Genomic DNA, 15,971 nt, shown 5'->3' on the forward strand with positions numbered 1-15,971 from the left:
AGCTGTTCGGCCGAAAGGGTCCCGCTGATGCGGGACCCTTTCGGCGCTCCGGGGCCGAAGAACGCCACACCGATCGTGGCGGCGCCGCAGATCAGGAAGCTCATGACGAGCGCACACGTCCCCACCCCGGAGTTCGGCGCGGCGGACCCGGAAGCCCCGATGTACACGGCGTTCTCCGGAGCCGGATAGGGCGTGCCTGCCGGGAGCGCGAACAAACCGACGGCGACCGCGAGAGTCAGCAGAACGAGGATCGCGGACGCGATTCGGATGTTCACGAGGTCTCCTTCCTGTCTCGGCACGCCGATGTGCACCAGGTATGCAACTCTATGAACGAATTTGTTCACGTTCCCGAGTAGCGGACTACCCGACTTCAGGGTCCCGGAGGCGGCGCCGATTCGCGTGCCCGGACTTCCAGGGGCGGGAACGGCAGGGGATTACCTGGGCGGGAACAAACCACCCGCCGGGGGCGTTTTGGGAGCGTAACGGCAGTTCTGGCATACTGAACCGTCGTTGCGTCTGCTCAGGTGAGCAGAGCTCCCGCCTAGTCGGTTCCGGTTCACGCTCAGCGCTTGCACGCGCGGGCGACCCGGCGACCACAATCGAGAGGACATCCATGAAGGCAGGAATTCACCCGACGTATGTCGACACCACGGTCGTCTGTGGTTGCGGCAACACCTTCCAGACTCGCAGCACCAAGGAGTCGGGACACATCACCGTCGAGGTCTGCTCGCAGTGCCACCCGTTCTACACCGGCAAGCAGAAGATCCTCGACACCGGTGGCCGCGTGGCCCGCTTCGAGGCCCGCTACGGCAAGCGTGCCGGCAAGAAGGCCGACGCCAAGTAGCTTCCTCGCCGACGCCCGGTCCTGCTGCGCAGGCCGGGCGTCGGTGTTTTGTATGGACCGGCATCAGGAGAAGGAAGCACTGTGACGCAACCGTCCGCCATCGACGACATCCTGGCCGAGTACGCGGGCCTGGAGACGCAGCTGGCCGATCCGTCGCTGCACAACGATGCGGGCGCCGCGCGCCGGGTCGGCAAGCGGTTCGCCGAGCTGGCTCCGGTCATGGCCACCTATCGCAAGCTCGAGACGGCGCGCGACGATCTGTCCGCCGCCCGGGAACTCGCCGCCGACGACTCCGCGTTCGCCGCGGAGGTCCCGGAGCTGGAACAACAGGTCGAGGAACTGGAACAGGCGCTCGCCGACCTGCTGGCCCCCCGCGACCCGCACGACGGCGACGACGTCGTGCTCGAGGTGAAGTCCGGGGAAGGCGGCGAGGAGTCCGCGCTGTTCGCCTCCGACCTGGCCCGCATGTACGTGCGGTATGCCGAGCGCCACGGCTGGAAGGTCGAGATCCTCGACGTCACCCTGTCCGACCTGGGCGGTTACAAAGAGGCGACGCTGTCGATCAAGAGCCGTGACGCGACGCGCGAGGGTGTCTGGTCGCGCTTCAAGTTCGAGGGCGGGGTGCACCGGGTGCAGCGCGTCCCGGTGACCGAATCGCAGGGCCGCATCCACACGTCGGCGGCGGGCGTGCTGATCTATCCGGAGCCCGACGAGATCGAAGAGGTGCAGATCGACGAGTCGGATCTGCGCATCGACGTCTACCGCTCCTCCGGGAAGGGCGGTCAGGGCGTCAACACCACCGACTCCGCGGTGCGCATCACCCATCTGCCCTCCGGCATCGTCGTCACCTGCCAGAACGAGCGCTCCCAGTTGCAGAACAAGGCGCGCGCCATGCAGGTGCTCGCGGCGCGGTTGCAGGCGCTGGCGGAAGAACAGGCAGATCAGGAGGCGGCGGCGGGCCGCGCCAGCCAGATCCGCACGGTGGACCGCTCCGAGCGGATCCGCACCTACAACTTCCCGGAGAACCGGATCACCGACCATCGGATCGGTTTCAAGGCGCACAACCTCGACGCCGTGCTCGACGGGGATCTCGACGCACTGCTGGACGCTCTCGGGAAGGCGGATCGCGAAGCACGTATGGCCGCGGAATAACTGTCGTTCGGGCAGAGTCGGTGCCATGTCTACGACCCGAGTCGCGCTGCGCCCCGTCCTCAACGACGCCACCGAGACGTTACGGACCGCGGGGGTGCACAGCCCCCGCGCCGACGCCGAGCACTTGGCCGCGCACGTTCTCGGTGTGGAGCGAACCCGGCTGGCGCTGAGCCCGCTGGTGGCGCCGGACGAGCTGGACGCGTTCCGCGAGCTGGTCGCCCGTCGTGCGGAGCGAATTCCGTTGCAGCACTTGACCGGGACGGCCGTGATGGGCGCGCTCGACCTCGCGGTCGGCCCCGGCGTCTTCGTGCCGCGCCCGGAGACCGAGCTGCTGTACGCGTGGGCGCTGGCGCAATTGGAAGCGCTGCCGCACGATCACGCGCCGATCGTCATCGATCTGTGCACCGGATCCGGAGCGCTCGCGCTGGCTGTCGCGCACGCGCGCCCCGACGCCGAGGTGCACGCCGTCGAACTCGATCCCGCCGCACTGGTCTGGGCGCGGCGCAACGCCGACGACCGCATCGCCGCGGGCGATACCCCCATCACCCTCTACGCCGACGACGCCACCGATCCCGAACTGCTCACCGATCTGAACGGCCGGGTGGACATCGTGCTGTCCAACCCGCCCTACATCCCGGAGGGCGCTCGCCTCGACCCCGAGGTGGCCGAGCACGATCCGTCCGTCGCCCTGTTCGGCGGCCCGGACGGGCTGTCGGTCATCCGCGGGATGGTCCCGAACATCACCAGGCTGCTGCGCCCCGGCGGCGCCACCGCCATCGAGCACGACGACACCAACGGCTCCGGCGTGGCCGCCCTCCTCACCGCCACCGGCGTCTTCACCGACGTCGTCGAACACCCGGACCTGGCGGGCAAACCTCGCTTCGTCGCCGCCACCCACACCTGACCCGCGCTTCGCGCGTCTGTCGCACGAGCACACCGGAACCGGTGTGCTCCTTCGGCGCACCTACTACCCGCCCGCAGCTGGTACGGCCTGAAGACCCGGGGAGGCGGGCCGGCGGCCCAGCATGCCAGGATGGGTGCCGTGAGTACCGTCTACGACTGCGCGGATCCCGACTCGCGCGCCGCCGGACTGTCCGCAGCCACCAGCGCCCTGAAATCCGGACGGTTGGTCGTGCTGCCCACCGACACCCTGTACGGGCTGGCTGCCGACGCGTTCGATGCCACCGCGGTGAGTTCGCTGCTGGCGGCCAAGCGTCGCGGCAGGGACATGCCCGTGCCGGTGCTCGTCGGTTCCTGGCACACCATCGACGGCCTGGTCTTCTCGGTGCGCCCGCAGGCGCGCGAGCTGATCCGGGCGTTCTGGCCCGGCGGCCTGAGTCTCGTTGTGCAGCAGGCGCCTTCGCTCGCCTGGGATCTCGGTGACACCCGTGGGACGGTGATGCTGCGGATGCCGCTGCACCCGGTCGCGCTGGAGCTGTTGCGTGAGGTCGGCCCGCTGGCGGTGTCGAGTGCCAATGTGTCCGGGCAGCCCCCGGCGAAGACCGCGCCCGAAGCCCGTGACCAGCTCGGTGACCTGGTCGGCGTCTACCTCGACGGCGGCCCTGCCGAGCACGCCGTGGCCTCCACCATCGTCGATCTGACCGCCGATCAGCCGCGCATCCTGCGCGTGGGCGCGGTGCCGGTCGCCGACATCGCCGAGGTGCTCGGCATGTCGCCGGAAGCGCTCAGCGGCGCCGCACAGCAGCGCGGATGATGGGTTCGAGTGCCGTCGTCCCGCTTCGGGAGCTGCTCGTCGTGCTGCTCATCTCCGCGGTGGTGACGTTCCTGGCCACCGGTGGGGTGCGGGTGCTGGCGATCGGCTTCGGCGCGGTCGCCGTGCCGAGGGACCGGGACGTGCACGTCAAGCCGATTCCGCGGATGGGCGGGGTCGGCATGTACATCGGTGTGGTCGCCGCGGTGCTGTTCGCCCACCAGCTGCCCGCGCTGCGCAGCGGCTTCGACTACAAACCCGACATCCCGATCGCCGTGCTGGTGGCCGCCACGGTCATCGTGCTGGTCGGCATCGTCGACGATCGCTGGGGGCTGGACGCGCTGACGAAGTTCGCCGGCCAGGTGACGGCGGCGGGTGTGATGGCCGTCATGGGATTGGGCTGGTACGTCATCTACAACCCGTTCAGCAACACCACGGTGGTACTGGACGGCTTGCAGGGCGGGCTGGTCACGGTGGCGGTCACCGTCACCCTGGTCAACGCCATGAATTTCGTCGACGGCCTGGACGGCCTCGCGGCCGGTCTGGGTCTGATCGCGGCGCTGGCCGTCTTCGTGTTCTGCCTGGGACTGATGAACGAGCAGGGCGGCTCGGTGGACACCTACCCGCCGGCATTGCTGGCCGCCGCGCTCGCGGGTGGATGCCTCGGATTCCTGCCGCACAATTTCCAGCCCGCGCGCATATTCATGGGCGACTCCGGCTCGATGCTGATCGGATTGATGCTGGCCGCGGTGTCGACCGGCGCGTCGGGGCGAATCCCGTTGCAGGGGTACGGCCCGCGCGACATCGTCGGTCTGCTTTCCCCGCTGTTGCTGGTCGGCGCGGTGATGTTCATTCCGGTGCTCGACCTGTTGCTCGCCATTGTGCGCCGGGTCCGCGCGGGCGTGAGTTTCTCGACGCCGGACAAAATGCACTTGCATCATCGCTTGCTGCAGATCGGCCATTCGCACCGCCGCGTGGTTCTGTTGATCTATTTGTGGGTCGGCGTGCTCGCCTTCGGTGCGGTCGGCACCTCGCTGATGGACCGCACGCTGGTGGTGTTGCTGATGGCGGGCGGGCTGGTATTCGCCTTGGTGATCACCGCCATTCCGGGGCTGCGGCGTGGGGACCCGGCGGGTGACGGATCGGCGTCCGGGTAAAGTCGGCGGTTGTGAGCTTCACACCCCGACCCGTGCCAGGCCCCGACGCGCCGCTGCGATCCGCGCTGCGCTACGGACTGATCGGCTTGGGCGTGCTGGTCGTCCTGGCCGTCGCGCTGGGCGCCGCCGTCGCGGGTGGCTCCGGAGTGTGGGGCGCCGTGCTCGGCGCCGCGATCGGTGGCGGCTTCATCCTCACCACCGCGGCCGTCGTGCTGTTCGGCGCGAAGCTGCCGCCGAGCACCGCAGGCCTGATCATGCTGGTCAGCTGGGCGGGCAAGGTCCTGGTGGCGCTGATCGTCGTCGCGATCCTCCAGCGGTTCCACTTCTACGATCGCGTCGTGCTGTTCCTCACGGTGGTCGGAGCCCTGGTCATCGTGCTCGGCGCGGAGACGTACGGCGTTGTCCGGCAGAAGGTTCCGTACGTGACGACGACCGACCCGGACACCGCGTCCGGTACCCGGGAGTAACGAAAACACCCCACCCCCTACACGCTGTCGTAGATGACTTGGTAAAGTGTTGGTAAGCAAGCGACCAAGTCGGGGATCTGCGAGGGGTCACCACCGAGATCCCCTGCATGGGCCGCTATGCTTACTGCCGTGCCGGGCTCCGAGGGGTGTTCCGGTTCTGCATGTCGACGAATGTCGCCGACACACGTACAGACGCCTGGTGGAAATCAAACCACCGCCCAGCTGCTGACGAACTTCGAGCCGACCTGAGTCGACCCAAATTGATCGTCAATGTCCGATCGAACCGCGGGAATGACCGTACCCGCGGCCCGAACACGGGAGAGAACGCTGAGCGTCACCACTCTGGCGGCCGAGTTCCACGCGCCGTCGCTTACCGACTTCTTCCCTCCAGCTGTGCTGTTCGAGGGAACGCCGTTCGAACTCGATCGATTGATGCTGATCCGCATTCTGATGACGGCCGTTCTCGTCGTCGTGATGGTGCTGGCATTCCGCTCGCCCCGGATCGTTCCGCGCGGCCTGCAGAATGTGGCCGAAATCGGCCTGGTCTTCGTCAAGGAGCAGATCTGTGACGAGGTCCTCGGCAAGGAGTCGGGACGGAAGTTCTTGCCCCTGATCGCGACGATCTTCTTCACGGTCCTCTTTCTGAACTTCTCGGGTGTCGTGCCGGGGTTGAACATCTCGTCGAATGCCCGAATCGGCATGCCGCTGGTGCTGGCCGTCATCGCGTACCTGACGTTCAACTACGTCGGTATCAAGAAGTACGGATTCCTCAACTACATGCGCAGCAGCATCGTCGTTCCGAACGTTCCCGTCGCACTGCACGTGCTGCTGATTCCGATCGAGTTCGTCTCGACCTTCATCCTGCGTCCGTTCACGCTGACCGTCCGACTCATGGCGAACATGCTGGCCGGCCACATCATGCTGGTCCTGTTCTTCAGCGCGACCTGGTTCTTCCTGTTCGACGCCACCTCGTGGATGAAGGTGTTCTCGCCGTTCTCGCTGCTCGCGGGACTCGGATTCACCCTCTTCGAGCTGTTGGTCATCTTCCTGCAGGCCTATGTGTTTGCGCTGCTGACCGCCGTATACATCTCACTCGCACAGCATGCGGCCGACCACTGACCTGACCGACACAACTACCGGAAACCTGCTACACCACGCCGACCGGCGGGTGAGCAACAGAAAGGGAATGGAAGACTCATGAGCCTCGCTTACCTGGCCCAGGAAGCCGCCACGAACGAGAGCACCTTCAAGGGCCTGGGCGCCGTCGGCTACGGTCTCGCCGCGATCGGCCCCGGCATCGGCGTGGGCATCGTCGTCGGTAAGGCGATCGAGGGCATCGCCCGGCAGCCCGAGCTGCAGGGCACCATCCGTACCAACATGTTCCTCGGTATCGCGTTCACCGAAGCCCTGGCCCTCATCGGTCTCGTCGCCGGCTTCATTTTCTGATTCCGATGTACGAGTCAGTTTTGCTCGCGGCGGCGGAGGGAGAGGAAGTGAATCCTCTCCTCCCCGAAACGTACGACATCGTCTGGTCGATCGTCTGCGTCATCATCATCGGGTTCCTGTTCTACAAGTACGTGACCCCGCGCCTGATGAAGACGCTCGACGAGCGTTCCGAGAAGATCGAAGGCGGCATCGCTCGCGCGGAAGCCGCGCAGGAAGAAGCTCAGCTCACCCTGCAGCAGTACCAGCAGCAGCTGGCCGACGCCCGGCTCGAGGCCGCGCGCATCCGTGAGGACGCGCGTACCCAGGGCCAGGAGATCCTGGCCCAGATGCGCTCGGAGGCCCAGGCCGAGGCCGACCGCATCATCGCGGCGGGCCACACCCAGCTGGAAGCCCAGCGCCAGCAGATCCTGACCGAACTGCGCCACGAAGTCGGCCGCACGGCCGTCGACCTGGCCGAGAAGATCATCGGGCAGTCGGTTTCGGACGAGGCCAAGCAAGCGGCCTCGATCGACCGTTTCCTCGACGAGCTCGACCAGACGGACGCAGGCATCGGGGTCGGAAGGTAACGACGCGAAAGTGAGAAGCATGTACGCAGCGAGCCGCGAGGCCAGTGCCCGGTCTCGGGAGGCGCTTCGGGCCGCTCTGACCGGAAGCGACAGTGCCGCGGCCACGACGGGGTCGGAACTGTTCGCCGTTGTCGCCGTGCTGGACGACCAGCGTTCGCTGCGTGTGGCGCTCGCGGACGTGTCGGTGCCGGGTTCCGCGCGTGCGGAACTCTGCGAGCGGGTCTTCGGCGGCAAGGTCAGCGCTGCCACGCTGGCAGTGCTGACCACCGCGGTGGCCGAGAACTGGTCGCGCACTTCTGATCTGGTGGACACCTTGGTGCTGCTCGGCCAGGAGGCGTTGCTGGAGTCGGCGGCCCAGCGGGGCCGGATCGAAGCGGTCGAGGACGAGCTGTTCCGGCTCGGCCGGATCATCAGCGACAACCCCGAGTTGGACCAAGCGCTGTCGGATCGGTCGCAGCCGGCTTCGGCCAAGCGCGAGCTGATCCAACGGCTGCTCGCCGGCAAGACGGAGCCCATCACCCTGACCCTGGCGGAGCAGGTGGTGACCAGGCAGCGGTCGGGCATCAGCGCCGCCTTCGACGAGCTGTCCGACCTCGCGGCGGGGCGCCGCGATCAGATCGTCGCGCACGTGCGCGCCGCGATCGGGCTCAGCGAGCAGCAGCGCGACCGGCTGGCCGCCTCGCTGCGGCGCATCTACGGCAAGGCGACCACGGTGCACATCCAGGTCGACCCGAGTTTGCTGAGCGGAGTCGTGGTGCGCGTCGGTGACGACGTGATCGACGGCAGCGCCATCGGCCGACTGGAGAAGATGCGCAGGGCCCTGACCTAGCGCGCTTCCACCACCCCCGACATTCCAGACCCAGACAGCGAGAGCAGGAAGAACATGGCGGAGCTGACGATCTCCTCCGACGAGATCCGTAGCGCGATCGAGAGCTACACCCAGAGCTACACCCCCGAGACCTCCATCGAAGAAGTCGGTGTGGTCACCGACACCAGCGACGGCATCGCGCACGTCAGCGGCCTGCCCTCGGCAATGGCCAACGAGCTGCTCGAGTTCCCGGGCGGTGTGCTCGGCGTCGCGCTGAACCTCGAGGACCGTGAGATCGGTGCGGTCATCCTCGGCGAGTTCGCCGAGATCGAGGAGGGCCAGGAGGTCCGCCGGACCGGTGACGTGCTCTCGGTCCCGGTCGGCGACAAGTTCCTCGGCCGCGTGGTGAACCCGCTGGGCCAGCCGATCGACGGCCTCGGCGACATCGAGTCCGAGGAACAGCGCGTGCTCGAGCTGCAGGCCGCGACCGTGCTGGAGCGCCAGCCGGTCGAGGAGCCGCTGGCCACCGGCATCACCGCGATCGACGCGCTGACCGCCATCGGCCGCGGCCAGCGTCAGCTGATCATCGGCGACCGCAAGACCGGCAAGACCGCGGTCTGCATCGACGCGATCCTGAACCAGAAGGCAAACTGGGAGACCGGCGACCCGACCAAGCAGGTGCGCTGCATCTACGTCGCCATCGGCCAGAAGGGCTCCACCATCGCGGGCGTGAAGGCCGCGCTGGAGCAGCACGGCGCGCTGGAGTACACCACCATCGTCGCCGCCCCGGCCTCCGACTCCGCCGGCTTCAAGTGGCTGGCCCCCTACACCGGTTCGGCCATCGGCCAGCACTGGATGTACCAGGGCAAGCACGTGCTCATCGTGTTCGACGACCTGACCAAGCAGGCCGAGGCCTACCGCGCCATCTCGCTGCTGCTGCGTCGCCCGCCGGGCCGCGAGGCCTACCCGGGTGACGTCTTCTACCTGCACTCCCGGCTGCTGGAGCGTTGCGCGAAGCTGTCCGACGAGCTGGGCGCGGGCTCGATGACCGGTCTGCCGATCATCGAGACCAAGGCCAACGACATCTCGGCGTTCATCCCCACCAACGTCATCTCGATCACCGACGGCCAGGTGTTCCTCGAGTCCGACCTGTTCAACAAGGGCGTCCGCCCGGCGATCAACGTCGGTACCTCGGTGTCCCGCGTCGGTGGCGCTGCCCAGACCAAGGGCATGAAGAAGGTGGCGGGCTCGCTGCGTCTGGAACTCGCGCAGTACCGCGAGCTGGAGGCGTTCTCCGCGTTCGCCTCCGACCTCGATGCGGCCTCGCTGGCGCAGCTCGAGCGCGGCGCCCGCTGGGTCGAGCTGCTCAAGCAGGACCAGTACTCGCCGGTGCCGGTCGAGGACCAGATCATCTCGATCTACCTGGTCGACCGCGGCTACTACGACTCGATTCCGGTCGGTGACATCCGCCGCTTCAGCGCCGAGTTGCTGGAGGAGCTGCACCGCAGCGCCGCCGACGCGTTCAAGGCCATCGAGGGCGGCAAGGTGCTCGACGGCGAGGCGGCCGAGCAGGTCGAGGCGGCCACCAAGAAGTTCCTGGGAACCTTCCTCACCTCCGACGGCACTCCCGTGGTGAACGAGGCCGATGCGGGCCAGCTCGACCACGAAGAGGTCGAGTCGCTGTCGGTGACCCGCAAGCACGTCGAGAAGTAACGCGAGCCGGCAAATGCGCTATTCGATCCGCGGCATACGCGACGGGCACGGAGGAGGAAGCGTGCGCGACCTCCTCGTGCTCGGCGTATGCCGTCAATCCCACGCAGCGAATGAAGGGAGTGTGAACCGCTGATGGCAAGCTTGCGTGAATTGCGCTCCCGCATTCGTGGTGTGAATTCGATCAAGAAGATCACCAAGGCCCAAGAGCTGATCGCGACCTCGCGAATCTCCAAGGCTCAGGCCAGGGTCGCGGCCGCGAAGCCGTACGCGGAGGAGATCACCAAGGTCCTCAGCGAGCTGGCGAGCGCGTCGAAGAATCTCTCGCATCCGCTGCTGACCGAGCGCGCCAACCCGCGCCGGGCGGCCGTGCTGGTGATCACCAGTGACAGCGGCATGTGCGGTGGCTACAACTCGAACGTGCTCAAGCGCGCCGAAGAGCTGATGACCACCCTGCGTGACGAGGGCAAAGAGCCGGTGCTCTACGTGATGGGCAACAAGGGCCTGACCTACTACGCCTTCCGCAACCGCTCGTACGTGTCGGCGTGGACCGGGTTCTCGCAGCAGCCGAAGTATTCCGATGCTTCGTCGGCTTGCCGCCACCTGGTCGACGCCTTCATGGCCGGCTCCGACGGAGCGGTGCCCGCTCCGAACGGGACGGGTGACATCGCCGGCGTCGATGAGCTGCACGTCGTGTACACCCGCTTCGTCTCGATGCTGACGCAGAGCCCTGAGGTGCGCCGGCTGGCGCCGATCCAGGTGAGCTACGTCGACGAGAACTTCGACCTGGGTGAGGACATCGTGTCGGATTCGCCGACGGCGGAGGTGCACGCGCAGTACGAATTCGAGCCCGACGCCGATGTGCTGCTGGCGGCGCTGCTGCCGAAGTACGTCAACACGCGTATCTACGCGTCGTTGCTCGAGGCAGCGGCATCCGAGTCAGCGGCTCGGCGCACCGCAATGAAGGCCGCCACCGACAACGCCAACGAACTCGCGAGCGTGCTCCAACGCGAGGCCAACTCGGTGCGTCAGGCCCAGATCACGCAGGAAATCAGCGAAATCGTCGGCGGCGTCAACGCGCTGGCGTCGAGCTCGGACCGCGACTGAGCGCCACACGCGGCCTGAGCGACGGGCACGTAGTAAGGCCCCCGAAGGCCGCACATCGACACGGAGAGAACCAACACCAATGACCGCAGCTGTCACCCAAGACAACACGAGCCGGACCGGCGGCGCCGCAGGTCGCGTCGTCCGGGTCATCGGCCCCGTCGTGGACGTCGAGTTCCCGCGCGGAGCCATTCCCGAGCTGTTCAACGCTCTGCACGCCGAGATCACCCTGACCTCGGTGGCCAAGACCCTGACCCTCGAGGTCGCCCAGCACCTCGGCGACAGCATCGTGCGCACCATCTCGATGCAGCCGACCGACGGCCTGGTCCGCGGCGCCACCGTCACCGACACCGGCAAGCCGATCTCGGTGCCCGTCGGCGACGTGGTCAAGGGCCACGTCTTCAACGCGCTGGGCGACTGCCTGGACACCCCCGGCCTCGGCCGCGACGGCGAGCAGTGGGGCATCCACCGCAAGCCGCCGTCGTTCGACCAGCTCGAGGGCAAGACCGAGCTGCTCGAGACGGGCATCAAGGTCATCGACCTGCTCACCCCGTACGTGAAGGGTGGCAAGATCGGTCTGTTCGGTGGCGCCGGCGTCGGCAAGACCGTTCTGATCCAGGAGATGATCACCCGTATCGCGCGGGAGTTCTCCGGCACCTCCGTGTTCGCCGGTGTCGGCGAGCGCACCCGTGAGGGCACCGACCTGCACCTGGAGATGGAGGAGATGGGCGTCCTCCAGGACACCGCCCTCGTCTTCGGTCAGATGGACGAGCCGCCGGGCACCCGTATGCGCGTCGCCCTCTCGGCGCTGACCATGGCCGAGTACTTCCGCGACGTGCAGCACCAGGACGTGCTGCTGTTCATCGACAACATCTTCCGGTTCACCCAGGCCGGTTCCGAGGTGTCGACCCTGCTCGGCCGCATGCCCTCCGCCGTCGGTTACCAGCCGACGCTGGCCGACGAGATGGGTGAGCTGCAGGAGCGCATCACCTCGACCCGTGGCCGGTCCATCACCTCGCTGCAGGCCATCTACGTGCCCGCCGACGACTACACCGACCCGGCTCCGGCGACCACCTTCGCCCACCTCGACGCGACGACCGAGCTCTCCCGCCCGATCTCGCAGAAGGGTATCTACCCGGCCGTCGACCCGCTGACCTCGACCTCCCGCATCCTGGAGGCCTCGATCGTCGGCGACCGGCACTTCCGGGTTGCCAACGAGGTGAAGCGGATCCTGCAGAAGTACAAGGAACTGCAGGACATCATCGCCATCCTCGGTATGGACGAGCTGTCCGAGGAGGACAAGGTCCTCGTCGGCCGCGCCCGTCGTCTGGAGAAGTTCCTCGGCCAGAACTTCATCGTGGCCGAGAAGTTCACCGGTCAGCCGGGTTCGGTCGTGCCGCTGGAGCAGACCATCGACGACTTCGACCGCGTCTGCAAGGGTGAGTTCGACAGCTACCCCGAGCAGGCCTTCAACAGCTGCGGTGGTCTCGACGATGTCGAGAAGGCCGCCAAGAAGATCCTCGGAAAGTAGTCACCGATGGCGGAAATGTCAGTCGATCTCGTCGCGGTCGAACGATTGCTCTGGTCCGGCCAGGCGTCGTTCGTCAGCGCGCAGACCACCGAGGGCCAGATCGGCATCATGGCCGGCCACGAACCGTTGCTCGGCCAGCTGGTCGAGGGCGGCATCGTGACGATCGTGGACACCGACGGTCAGCGGGTCGTCGCCGCGGTGCACGGCGGCTTCTTCTCGGTGACCGCGAACTCGGTTCGGGTGCTGGCCGAGTCGGCGGAATTCGCCGACGAGGTGGACGTCGAGGAGGCCCGCCGGGTGCTGGCCGACTCCGACGCCAGCGAAGAGCAGCAGAAGGCGGCTCAGGCCCGGGTGCGCGCGGTCGAACAGACGGCGAACGCGTAGTTACAACCTGTTTTCGAGCACGACTGCTGTCGGCGGTGAAGAGTCCCTTCACCGCCGACAGCGTCTTTCAGGCGAGTCGGACACGGCCGGGCCATTTGTAAACTCGGTGTCGTGGTTGAATGACCGCACGCGGTGTGAACATCAGGCTCCCCGAGCGGCAGTCCACGTAACCACGAAGGGCCTGCGAACACCCGCCAATCGAATGCCGTGTGGACCACACGGCGGCGTAGCGAAGGGACGAACAGCATTGCAAACCGGGATGGTTCTCCTGATCATTCTGGTGCTCACGCTCGTGTTCCTCGCGCTTGCCTCGACTTACCGCCTCATCATGTTGCGGCGTGGCGGAACAGCCGCAATCCTGCGTGTCCTGCCCGCTCGCGGCGGTCAAGGATGGCGCCACGGATTGATCCGCTACGACGAGGACCGTCTGGTCTTCTTCAAACTCACCAGCCTCAAGCTCGGCCCGGACTCCGCCATTCGGCGGCAGGGCATCGAGATCGGTGATCGCCGGGGTCCGCGCGGCGACGAGTACGACATCATGACCGAGGACATCGCCGTGATCGCGGTGTCGGACCGCTCGGGCGACTTCGAACTCGCCTTGGATCGCGATTCCCTGACCGCCTTCCTGTCCTGGGTGGAATCCCGCCCGTCCGACCGCACGCGGCGGATGCCGGGTCTGTAGCCAACGGCTCTCGGCGGACCCGGTCCGGCCGCGCCCGCTAGGGTTGTGCTGTGAGCGTGCATTTGACCCGGATCTACACCCGGACCGGCGATGACGGGACCACGGGATTGAGCGACTTCTCCCGGGTCGCGAAGACCGACCCACGCTTGGTGGCCTACGCCGACTGCGATGAGACGAACGCCGCCATCGGCGTGGCGATCGCCCTCGGTGGGCCCGACGAGACGATGCTCGCGGTACTGCGGCAGATACAGAACGATTTGTTCGACGCAGGCGCGGACCTCTCCACACCCGTCGTGGCGGAGCCGAAGTACCCGCCGCTGCGGGTCACGCAGCCCTACATCGATCGGCTCGAAGCATGGTGCGACGAGTTCAACACCGCGCTGCCCGCGCTCGATTCGTTCATCCTGCCCGGCGGTACGCCGCTGGCTGCCCTGTTGCACACCGCCCGGACGGTCGCGCGCCGAGCGGAGCGCTCGGCGTGGGCGGCGATCGAGGCGCATCCGGAGGACACCGAGGTGCTGCCGGCCAAGTACCTCAATCGCCTCTCGGACCTGCTGTTCATCCTGAGCCGGGTGGCCAATCCCGGCGGCGATATCCTGTGGAAGCCCGGCGGGGAACCGTCGAGCGCCTGATCGCGTAGGACCGCAGGCGAGTACCCGGGCGATCACGGGGTATTGCCGGCAAGGCGTCGGGACCACCCCGTCGACCACAGAACGCGCCCATCTCGCGGCACTCGCTCCAACGGCGAAAACGTCCGGAGGCGAGGGGAGTCGTGGAGAGGCGGCACCGTAGTGCGCCGCCCCAACTATCCTTGCACCAACAGTGCGCCGAATACGCGGAGAGGCGGCATGGAACGGTTTTTGGTTACCGGCGGAAATCGACTCGTCGGTGAGGTCACGGTGGGGGGCGCCAAGAACAGCGTCCTCAAACTGATGGCCGCTGCGCTGCTCGCCGAGGGCACCACCACGATCACGAACTGCCCGGACATCCTCGATGTGCCGCTGATGGGCGATGTGCTGCGCGGCCTCGGCTGCGACGTGGCCATCGACGGCGGCACGGTGTCCATCACCACGCCCGCCGAACCGAAGTACCACGCGGACTTCCCCGCGGTGACGCAGTTCCGCGCGTCGGTGTGTGTGCTGGGTCCGCTGATGGCGCGGTGCAAGCGCGCCGTCGTCGCACTGCCCGGCGGTGACGCCATCGGCTCCCGCCCGCTCGACATGCATCAGGCCGGCCTGCGCCTGCTCGGCGCGACCAGCGAGATCGAGCACGGTTGCGTGGTGGCCAAGGCCGACGAGCTGCAAGGCGCCCGGATCCGGCTCGACTTCCCCTCGGTCGGCGCGACCGAGAACATCCTGATGGCGGCGGTGCTGGCCGAGGGCGAGACGGTGATCGACAACGCCGCGCGCGAACCGGACATCGTCGACCTGTGCAACATGCTCGTCCGGATGGGGGCGCGGATCAGCGGCGCGGGCACCTCGGTGCTCACCATCCAGGGCGTCGAGCGTCTCGCGCCGACCACCCACCGCGTCATCGGTGACCGCATCGTGGCCGCCACGTGGGGCATCGCCGCCGCGATGACCCTCGGCGACATCCGCGTCACGGGCGTGAACCCCAAGCATCTGTCGCTGGTGCTCGACAAGCTGCGGTCCGCGGGGGCGCGCATCTCATTCGAGCAGGACGGCTTCCGGGTGGTCCAGGCCGAGCGGCCGCGCGCGGTGAACTTCTCGACCCTGCCGTTCCCCGGTTTCCCGACCGACTTGCAGCCGATGGCCATCGGGCTGGCGTCCATCGCCGACGGAACCTCGATGATCACCGAGAACATCTTCGAGGCGCGCTTCCGGTTCGTGGAAGAGATGATCCGGCTCGGCGCCGACGCGCGCACCGATGGGCACCACGCGGTGGTGCGCGGGATTCCTCGGCTGTCGAGTGCTCCGGTGTGGTCCTCGGACATCCGGGCCGGCGCGGGTCTGGTCCTCGCGGGCTTGGTCGCCGACGGCACCACCGAAGTGCACGACGTCTTCCATATCGATCGCGGGTACCCGAATTTCGTCGAGCAGCTGCAGGAGCTGGGCGGCGATGTCACGCGGGTCGGCGCCGCGGATTGAGCGCTCGCGCCCATCCCGATGGGCGCGAGTTATCGATCGTTTCCCGGAAAACGCCGGATGACCAGGGGATTTGACATCGTGCACGCAGACACGTAACTTATTCCAAGTCAGAGCGACACGGACACCGACCCGGGGCCCAGGAGCTGAGCGGAAACGCTGAGCCGGAGGCCAGGGAAACGAGGTAGGACGAGGAGCGCCTGACGCTCACATGGCTTGACCGTGACCCCAGTTTGCAACTGGGTTCACCACTGAGCTAAGCTTGAAAAGTTGCCTCACTGAAGTTCCGAAAATGTTCGGAGTG

General features: G+C 67.2%; 18 protein-coding genes. All 18 read left to right on the plus strand.

All coding sequences use genetic code 11. The features are described from left to right. Positions 1–27 precede the first annotated feature (27 nt). The 18 genes from ON29_RS35635 to murA all read left to right on the plus strand — a co-directional run bounded on the left by ON29_RS35635 (position 28) and on the right by murA (position 15,670). A complete protein-coding gene (locus ON29_RS35635) occupies positions 28–189 on the plus strand; it encodes a hypothetical protein (protein ID WP_157172667.1) in 162 nt (53 codons plus the stop codon). A 424-nt stretch (positions 190–613) separates the two neighbouring features. Next, positions 614–844: a 50S ribosomal protein L31 gene (gene rpmE / locus ON29_RS06055; RefSeq protein ID WP_039796334.1), complete on the plus strand. Its 231-nt coding sequence runs from the start codon at positions 614–616 to the stop codon at positions 842–844. Positions 845–925: 81 nt separating this feature from the next. Then, a complete protein-coding gene (gene prfA / locus ON29_RS06060; RefSeq protein ID WP_040865160.1) occupies positions 926–1,996 on the plus strand; it encodes a peptide chain release factor 1 in 1,071 nt (356 codons plus the stop codon). A gap of 25 nt (positions 1,997–2,021) precedes the next feature. Next, positions 2,022–2,900, plus strand: coding sequence for a peptide chain release factor N(5)-glutamine methyltransferase (prmC, locus tag ON29_RS06065; RefSeq protein ID WP_040865161.1), 879 nt, complete (start codon positions 2,022–2,024; stop codon positions 2,898–2,900). A 138-nt stretch (positions 2,901–3,038) separates the two neighbouring features. Next, positions 3,039–3,710, plus strand: a complete 672-nt coding sequence (locus ON29_RS06070; RefSeq protein WP_040865177.1) for an L-threonylcarbamoyladenylate synthase — start codon at positions 3,039–3,041, stop codon at positions 3,708–3,710. Continuing rightward, complete coding sequence (locus ON29_RS06075; protein ID WP_040865162.1) at positions 3,707–4,864, plus strand: glycosyltransferase family 4 protein; 1,158 nt, start codon at positions 3,707–3,709, stop codon at positions 4,862–4,864. The genes ON29_RS06070 and ON29_RS06075 overlap by 4 nt, the downstream gene beginning before the upstream one ends. A gap of 11 nt (positions 4,865–4,875) precedes the next feature. After that, on the plus strand, positions 4,876–5,331 hold the full coding sequence (locus ON29_RS06080; protein ID WP_040865163.1) for a Cg1360 family ATP-synthase-associated protein: 456 nt from the start codon (positions 4,876–4,878) through the stop codon (positions 5,329–5,331). A gap of 291 nt (positions 5,332–5,622) precedes the next feature. After that, positions 5,623–6,450: a F0F1 ATP synthase subunit A gene (gene atpB, locus ON29_RS06085; RefSeq protein ID WP_085994832.1), complete on the plus strand. Its 828-nt coding sequence runs from the start codon at positions 5,623–5,625 to the stop codon at positions 6,448–6,450. Between the two features lie 78 nt (positions 6,451–6,528). Next, a complete protein-coding gene (locus ON29_RS06090) occupies positions 6,529–6,777 on the plus strand; it encodes an ATP synthase F0 subunit C (protein ID WP_039796339.1) in 249 nt (82 codons plus the stop codon). A 5-nt stretch (positions 6,778–6,782) separates the two neighbouring features. Then, the gene (locus tag ON29_RS06095) at positions 6,783–7,343 is read left to right on the plus strand and encodes a F0F1 ATP synthase subunit B (RefSeq protein WP_040865164.1); all 561 of its coding nucleotides are present in this window, start codon (positions 6,783–6,785) and stop codon (positions 7,341–7,343) included. A 19-nt stretch (positions 7,344–7,362) separates the two neighbouring features. Further along, positions 7,363–8,172 carry a F0F1 ATP synthase subunit delta gene (locus ON29_RS06100; RefSeq protein WP_040865165.1) on the plus strand — a complete coding sequence of 270 codons (810 nt, stop codon included), beginning with the start codon at positions 7,363–7,365 and terminating at the stop codon, positions 8,170–8,172. Between the two features lie 54 nt (positions 8,173–8,226). Then, positions 8,227–9,864 (plus strand): F0F1 ATP synthase subunit alpha, encoded by a 1,638-nt coding sequence (atpA, locus tag ON29_RS06105; protein WP_040865166.1) that lies wholly within the window; start codon positions 8,227–8,229, stop codon positions 9,862–9,864. A 132-nt stretch (positions 9,865–9,996) separates the two neighbouring features. Then, a complete protein-coding gene (locus ON29_RS06110) occupies positions 9,997–10,968 on the plus strand; it encodes a F0F1 ATP synthase subunit gamma (RefSeq protein ID WP_040865167.1) in 972 nt (323 codons plus the stop codon). 79 nt (positions 10,969–11,047) lie between these two features. After that, positions 11,048–12,496: a F0F1 ATP synthase subunit beta gene (gene atpD, locus ON29_RS06115; RefSeq protein WP_040865168.1), complete on the plus strand. Its 1,449-nt coding sequence runs from the start codon at positions 11,048–11,050 to the stop codon at positions 12,494–12,496. Between the two features lie 6 nt (positions 12,497–12,502). After that, the gene (locus ON29_RS06120; RefSeq protein ID WP_040865169.1) at positions 12,503–12,880 is read left to right on the plus strand and encodes a F0F1 ATP synthase subunit epsilon; all 378 of its coding nucleotides are present in this window, start codon (positions 12,503–12,505) and stop codon (positions 12,878–12,880) included. Between the two features lie 259 nt (positions 12,881–13,139). After that, on the plus strand, positions 13,140–13,562 hold the full coding sequence (locus tag ON29_RS06125; RefSeq protein ID WP_040865170.1) for a DUF2550 domain-containing protein: 423 nt from the start codon (positions 13,140–13,142) through the stop codon (positions 13,560–13,562). A gap of 50 nt (positions 13,563–13,612) precedes the next feature. After that, entirely contained in the window at positions 13,613–14,194 is a 582-nt protein-coding gene (locus ON29_RS06130) for a cob(I)yrinic acid a,c-diamide adenosyltransferase (protein WP_040865171.1), read from the plus strand. 216 nt (positions 14,195–14,410) lie between these two features. Then, positions 14,411–15,670 carry a UDP-N-acetylglucosamine 1-carboxyvinyltransferase gene (gene murA, locus ON29_RS06135; protein ID WP_040865172.1) on the plus strand — a complete coding sequence of 420 codons (1,260 nt, stop codon included), beginning with the start codon at positions 14,411–14,413 and terminating at the stop codon, positions 15,668–15,670. Positions 15,671–15,971 lie beyond the last annotated feature (301 nt).

Origin of the sequence: Nocardia exalbida NBRC 100660, assembly GCF_000308575.1 — a bacterium.
In the GTDB taxonomy this organism is placed as follows: domain Bacteria; phylum Actinomycetota; class Actinomycetes; order Mycobacteriales; family Mycobacteriaceae; genus Nocardia; species Nocardia exalbida.